Source organism: Ewingella sp. S1.OA.A_B6 (genome assembly GCF_049889095.1).
Lineage (GTDB): Bacteria > Pseudomonadota > Gammaproteobacteria > Enterobacterales > Enterobacteriaceae > Ewingella.
This window is the reverse complement of record NZ_JBLJFK010000024.1, coordinates 1-5,230: the sequence shown is the minus strand read 5'-3', so window position 1 is coordinate 5,230 and position 5,230 is coordinate 1. Positions and strand designations below refer to the sequence as shown.

At 53.8% G+C, this 5,230-nt stretch carries 8 protein-coding genes and 3 pseudogenes; 8 read left to right on the top strand and 3 right to left on the bottom strand.

From position 1 onward, the window contains the following. Positions 1 to 221: 221 nt before the first annotated feature. The 8 genes from ACMV8I_RS21235 to ACMV8I_RS21200 all read left to right on the top strand — a co-directional run bounded on the left by ACMV8I_RS21235 (position 222) and on the right by ACMV8I_RS21200 (position 3,659). Positions 222 to 674 (top strand): MarR family winged helix-turn-helix transcriptional regulator, encoded by a 453-nt coding sequence (locus tag ACMV8I_RS21235; RefSeq protein WP_498867136.1) that lies wholly within the window; start codon positions 222 to 224, stop codon positions 672 to 674. Positions 675 to 702: 28 nt separating this feature from the next. Next, positions 703 to 1,266: an isochorismatase family protein gene (locus ACMV8I_RS21230; protein ID WP_498867135.1), complete on the top strand. Its 564-nt coding sequence runs from the start codon at positions 703 to 705 to the stop codon at positions 1,264 to 1,266. A 2-nt stretch (positions 1,267 to 1,268) separates the two neighbouring features. Next, the gene (locus tag ACMV8I_RS21225) at positions 1,269 to 1,598 is read left to right on the top strand and encodes a hypothetical protein (RefSeq protein WP_498867134.1); all 330 of its coding nucleotides are present in this window, start codon (positions 1,269 to 1,271) and stop codon (positions 1,596 to 1,598) included. Beyond that, complete coding sequence (locus tag ACMV8I_RS21220) at positions 1,595 to 1,891, top strand: hypothetical protein (RefSeq protein WP_498867133.1); 297 nt, start codon at positions 1,595 to 1,597, stop codon at positions 1,889 to 1,891. Before ACMV8I_RS21225 ends, ACMV8I_RS21220 begins: the two co-directional genes overlap by 4 nt. Beyond that, positions 1,885 to 2,571 carry an MFS transporter gene (locus tag ACMV8I_RS21215; protein ID WP_498867132.1) on the top strand — a complete coding sequence of 229 codons (687 nt, stop codon included), beginning with the start codon at positions 1,885 to 1,887 and terminating at the stop codon, positions 2,569 to 2,571. The genes ACMV8I_RS21220 and ACMV8I_RS21215 overlap by 7 nt, the downstream gene beginning before the upstream one ends. A gap of 141 nt (positions 2,572 to 2,712) precedes the next feature. Then, positions 2,713 to 2,865, top strand: coding sequence for a hypothetical protein (locus tag ACMV8I_RS21210; protein WP_498867131.1), 153 nt, complete (start codon positions 2,713 to 2,715; stop codon positions 2,863 to 2,865). A 94-nt stretch (positions 2,866 to 2,959) separates the two neighbouring features. After that, the gene (locus ACMV8I_RS21205; RefSeq protein WP_498867130.1) at positions 2,960 to 3,256 is read left to right on the top strand and encodes a type II toxin-antitoxin system MqsR family toxin; all 297 of its coding nucleotides are present in this window, start codon (positions 2,960 to 2,962) and stop codon (positions 3,254 to 3,256) included. Between the two features lies 1 nt (position 3,257). After that, positions 3,258 to 3,659, top strand: coding sequence for a type II TA system antitoxin MqsA family protein (locus ACMV8I_RS21200; RefSeq protein ID WP_498867129.1), 402 nt, complete (start codon positions 3,258 to 3,260; stop codon positions 3,657 to 3,659). A 101-nt stretch (positions 3,660 to 3,760) separates the two neighbouring features. On the opposite strand, the pseudogene ACMV8I_RS21195 reads toward ACMV8I_RS21200, so the two are convergent. From ACMV8I_RS21195 to ACMV8I_RS21185, 3 pseudogenes are all read right to left on the bottom strand, one after another. Then, a pseudogene (locus ACMV8I_RS21195) lies at positions 3,761 to 4,357 on the bottom strand (IS6 family transposase); the annotation flags it as partial. A 32-nt stretch (positions 4,358 to 4,389) separates the two neighbouring features. After that, positions 4,390 to 4,674 (bottom strand): annotated as a pseudogene (locus tag ACMV8I_RS21190) (helix-turn-helix domain-containing protein); the annotation flags it as partial. A gap of 64 nt (positions 4,675 to 4,738) precedes the next feature. Further along, a pseudogene (locus ACMV8I_RS21185) lies at positions 4,739 to 4,987 on the bottom strand (transposase); the annotation flags it as partial. Positions 4,988 to 5,230 lie beyond the last annotated feature (243 nt).

Here is a 5,230-nt window from a genome sequence, read left to right as displayed (position 1 = left end):
GTGCCGGTTTCGGCCTGTTTAAGGGCAAAGGCTATCTGTTCTTCGGTATAACGGGTCTTTTTCATGGTTGATATGCCTCTCAGTGAGATGAAAGAAAGACCGGATACTTCAGTTTAGACTGGCACTGCTTTCAGGGAGGAGATCAGAGGAGATCAACCCAACCTGCCCAATACATACAGATAAACTGTACAGTTTATCTGTATGTGTGCTATTGTCGCCTTATGACAAAACAATCACACACGTCCGAACCCCACCAGTCAGCAGCCTTGGCCGGCGAACTGCGCATTTCCGTTGGCAAGCTGATTCGACGGTTACGGGAACAGGCACATCCAGGCGACTTCACCTCTGCCCAGAAGTCGGTTCTCCTTCGTCTCGATCGCGATGGACCCGCAACAGTCTCCGCTCTTGCCCGGGCGGAGAGCGTGCGTCCGCAGTCCATGCGCGTCACAGTGGCCGGTCTAGAGGCCATTGGGGCCGTCTGTGGTGAGTCCGATCCGAACGATGGCCGGCAAACCCTGATCGACCTGACCCCCACTTTCCGAAAAACCCTTACGACCAGCCGGGACGCCAAAGAAGATTGGCTGCTCCGTGCTTTGCAAGCGCAACTGTCGCCTCAGGAACATGACGCACTCGCAGCTGCAGTGAAACTGCTACAGCGGCTCGCGGACTTCTAAACAGTCTCAGACCCATTCAAGGAAAAACATGGCTCTCACCACACTCGATCCGAACACCGCCCTCATCGTCGTCGATCTGCAAAAAGGTCTTGTCGGCGCCCCTTTCATCCACCCCATAGGCAAGGTCGTGGAGCGCTCTCGTGCATTGCTCCACACGTTTCGTGAACGCGGCTTGCCGGTCGTGCTGGTTAACGTCGCCGGTGGAGCACCCGGCCGCACAGAGCGGCCGCGACGCAGCGAACCGTTTCCTGCCGGATGGACCGACCTGATTGCCGAACTCGACCCGCAGCCCGGCGACATTGTCGTGACGAAGCGGACCTGGGGTGCGTTCGTCAACACTGGCCTCGAGGACCGGCTGAAGGCGCTGGGCGTCACCCAGGTGGTCGTCACCGGCGTCGCCACCGGAACCGGCGTCGAGTCGACAGCCCGACAAGCGTATGAGCACGGCTTTAACGTCACTTTGGCCGTTGACGCGATGACGGACGGGTGTCCCGAGGCTCATGAATACAGCATCAAACACGTCTTCCCGAAGCTCGGCGAAACGGGCACGGCGCGAGACATCATCGATTTGCTTGGAACAAGGAGTGCCTGAACATGGAATGGCTACATCTCGTGTCCTACTTCTTCGGCGGCGCCTTTCTCGCGAACGCCGTGCCGCACTTTGTCAGCGGCGTGATGGGAAAGCCGTTCCAGAGTCCGTTTGCGAAGCCGCCGGGACAAGGCCTGTCCTCAACGACCGTAAACGTGCTCTGGGGATTCTTCAATATCGTCGTCGGCTACGTGCTCATCTGCCGAGTCGGTGATTTCGGATTGAAGATAACAGGCGATGTATTTGCGCTCGGGCTCGGTATCCTCGCCATCGGGCTGTTCTCCGCGCGACATTTCGCTCGTTTCAACGGCAGTCAAGAGTCGGAGCATTCGTGAGTGTAGCGGCAACGGGCGTCTTTCGTTCGCTGAGGAACGTCAACTACCGCATTTGGGCGGCTGGCGCGCTGGTCTCGAATGTCGGGACATGGATGCAGCGCACCGTCCAGGATTGGCTGGTCCTCGCCCAACTCACGCATCACAACGCTTCGGCCGTGGGCACAGTCATGGCGCTCCAGTTTGGGCCGCAGCTCCTGCTGCTGCCCTGGACCGGTTTCGCGGCTGATCATTTCAACCAGCGCAAGCTGCTTGGGCGTTCTTACTCAACGGCACCAGTTTTATCGCGGTGTTGATCTCCTTGTTTCTGCTGCGTACCTCCGGTCTGCGTGCGAGCGCACGGGCGCGCCGGACCAAGGGGAGTCTCGGCGAGGGATTGCGCTACGTATGGTCCCGACCGGACCTCCGGGCGATCCTGATCATGCTATTTCTGATTGGCACATTCGGACTGAATTTCCCGATTTTCATCTCAACCATGGCCATCGGTGTTTTTCACACCGATGCACGTGGATACTGCCTCCTATCCTCAATCATGGCTGTCGGTACCATCACAGCGGCACTGCTTGCCGCCGGTCGCGATCGACCGAGGTTCATGTCACTACTGATCGGTGCGGCTATATTCGGACTCGGTTGCACGTTGGCCGCCATCGCCCCGAACTATTGGCTGTTCGCCAGCGCTCTGGTCATCATTAGTATGGCCGCCTTAACCTTTACCAATGCGACCAACAGCTTGATGCAGCTCACGACGGAGCCTGCCATGCGGGGACGGGTGATGGCCCTGCGCGTGGGCATTGCGCTCGGGGGTACGCCGATCGGTGCACCGATCGTAGGTTGGGTGGCTGACCATCTGGGGCCGCGCTGGGCACTCGGCGTCGGCGCAGCATCGGGATTTGTTGCGGCCATTGTAGCTATTTACGCCATGACGCAACAAATTCATCGGCCGCGCGGAGGCGGATTCGACGGACACGACGTTTAACGATGTGACGATCGAGATCCATTCGCGCGGCGATGAGGAGATCCGCACGGCCTACGTTCGAGGGCGCCCCAATGCTGCCTGCCACGACCAGAGGCTTATGCGTTTCGGCTAAAGGAACCTGAGCGGGTTCACGCGTTTTCGTTGTATTCCCGCGTTGCCGAGTCGGCAGGTTTTGCGGGCGTGCAGGCACTGCATGATGCCGAATCACTGGCAGAATGCGAGATGATGGCTCTGTTAGCCGTGCGGCGTATAAATGCCATGAAGGCGAACCACGTCGAACAACGCTGGGGATAGCATCAGATAAAACTAACCTAAAAGCTTATATTTGTGGTCTAAATTAACCTTTTAGGTTATAATTACCTCTCAAAAATCAATAATCCGGGTGCACATGGAAAAGAGAACTCCACATACGCGCCTTCATATTGTTCAGGGGCTTGTTGCAGCAGGGATGGTGAAAGCCACTAATACGGCGCTCAACGGCGCAGATGATTTAGGGCTGACATTTGATGATATGTGCAGCGCGATCCTGGGATTGACGGCAGCTGATTTTTTTAAAAGTATGACCACCTATAATGATCATACTGTCTGGCAGGACGTATACCACCCGAAGTTGTCGTGTGGTGACGTTTATCTAAAACTAACGGTCAGTGACGGTGTTTTGATCGTCTCATTCAAGGAGAAGTAATATGAAATGTTCCGTTTGTGGCGGTGCAGAACTTGAGTTTGGTATCAAGAAAGTCCCTTACTCATTCCGTGGCCGTAAAACACTTATCGAGGCAGAAGGTGACCACTGTCCGGCGTGTGGTGAAGTCGTGATGGATCGTGAGCAGTCTATGGCCTACATGGTAAAGGTGAAGTCATTTAAGGCCCAAGTCATCGCGGAAACCATCGAACCTGAGTACATCATTCAGGTGCGTAAAAAACTTGAACTCACGCAGAAAGAGGCCAGCGAGATTTTTGGTGGGGGCGTGAATGCCTTTTCGCGTTATGAAAAGGGTAAGGCACAGCCACACCCTTCTATCATCAAACTACTGCGTGTACTCGATCACCATCCCGAGTTATTGGATGAAGTACGCAAACAGGCATAAGTGGGCAGGGGGGGCGCTCCCTGACTTTTGCCACGCTTAAAACGGTTCTGTCGCATTAACGGCGGTAGATCAGCAAAAGAGGCGTTGCCGGTTATTTAAGCGGCCAGCAGCGTTTGGGCCCGGCGAAATGATTTGAATCCCAGCATCGGTCGTATCCGCCGTTTGATATTCCGATGATCTTGTTCAACAAGGTTATTCAGGTACTTACTCTGCCTGATGGTGATGGCTTCTTCATCAGGTTGATCAGCATTGAGTGTGGTCAACGCGGCCGTGTTGGCACCGCTTTTATCAATGGTGACAACCTCCGGTTTGCCCTGGTGCCGGATGGCCTTGCGAAAGAAACGTAGCGCCGCTGCAGCATCTCGTTTGGCGGTCAGCAGGAAGTCGATGGTCTGACCCGTCGTATCGACTGCACGATACAAATACTTCCACTGAGCTTTGACTTTGATGTACGTTTCATCCATTCGCCAGCGGCGGCCCACGGAACGTTTATGTCGACGAAACGCTTTGTCCAGTAACGGCACCAGGCGAATAACCCAGCGATGAAGCGTGGAATGGTCAACGGAGATACCGCGCTCAGTCATCATTTCTTCGAGATCGCGCAGGCTGAGTGAATACGCCAGATACCAGCGGACGCACTGGGCGATAACATCGGCAGGATAATGCAGGCGTTTGAAGGCTTTTCGGATCAGAGACATCGTCAGGCAACATTACAAAAAAAACAGCATGTTACCTGACGAGATCTTAATGCGACAGAACCATTTAGAGAATGCGCAATAGCTCTGATACTTTTTTTGGCGGAGAGTCCAACGCGTATTTCTTCACGTTCAGATAACGTTAAATGTGATGAAGCGCGTTTACGTACGTTGGGCTTTATACCCCCGGAGTCTCTTAAAATAGTGAAAATGGTGCCGGGCTTAGAATCCAGGGTTTTAGCAATGTCACTGAAGCCGATGCCGTTCTTCCATGAGTCGAAAACAAACTCTTTTTCTACTGCCGTAAATGTACGCTTCATTCAATAATCCTCCGCTACCCCATGTTTTCACATGACTGTTGCGTTGACCAATTGAATCTACAGCGGCTTTTTTTAGTATGTCTCTCTCGTCAGTAACCCGCTTCAGTTCTTTCTGAAGTCGCCGGATCTCAGACTGGGCATCGGACTGCGTTTTAGTGGCTGATGAATCAGGGCCATACTTTTTTACCCAGGCATAGAGACTGTGCGTGGTGATATCAAGACGGGTGGCGACGCTTGCGATGGAATGGCCGCGATCAACAACTTGTTTGACCGCTTCAATTTTGAACTCTTCGGGATAACGTTTACCGCTCATGGGCACCTCTCTTTTAAGTCATCTTAAATGACTCTGAGGTGTCTGTTAAACCCGTGGCGATTCAGTTGAGTGAATATGATCAACGCCAACTTTCCTTAATGGAGGATATGTTGAACTTGATCCCTTCCCAATATCGGTGCCAGGATAAATCAGAGATCCGGGCCTGTTTGCAGGCTTCGGATAAATTCTGCCGGAGTCTGGTTATTTAACGAGGAATGTGGCCGGTACTGGTTATATTCCTGC

Coding starts and splice junctions, on each gene's coding strand:
- ACMV8I_RS21205 (WP_498867130.1), top strand. CDS start 2,960: ATGGAAAAGAGAACTCCACATACGCGCCTTCATATTGTTCAGGGGCTT.
- ACMV8I_RS21200 (WP_498867129.1), top strand. CDS start 3,258: ATGAAATGTTCCGTTTGTGGCGGTGCAGAACTTGAGTTTGGTATCAAG.
- ACMV8I_RS21230 (WP_498867135.1), top strand. CDS start 703: ATGGCTCTCACCACACTCGATCCGAACACCGCCCTCATCGTCGTCGAT.
- ACMV8I_RS21235 (WP_498867136.1), top strand. CDS start 222: ATGACAAAACAATCACACACGTCCGAACCCCACCAGTCAGCAGCCTTG.
- ACMV8I_RS21225 (WP_498867134.1), top strand. CDS start 1,269: ATGGAATGGCTACATCTCGTGTCCTACTTCTTCGGCGGCGCCTTTCTC.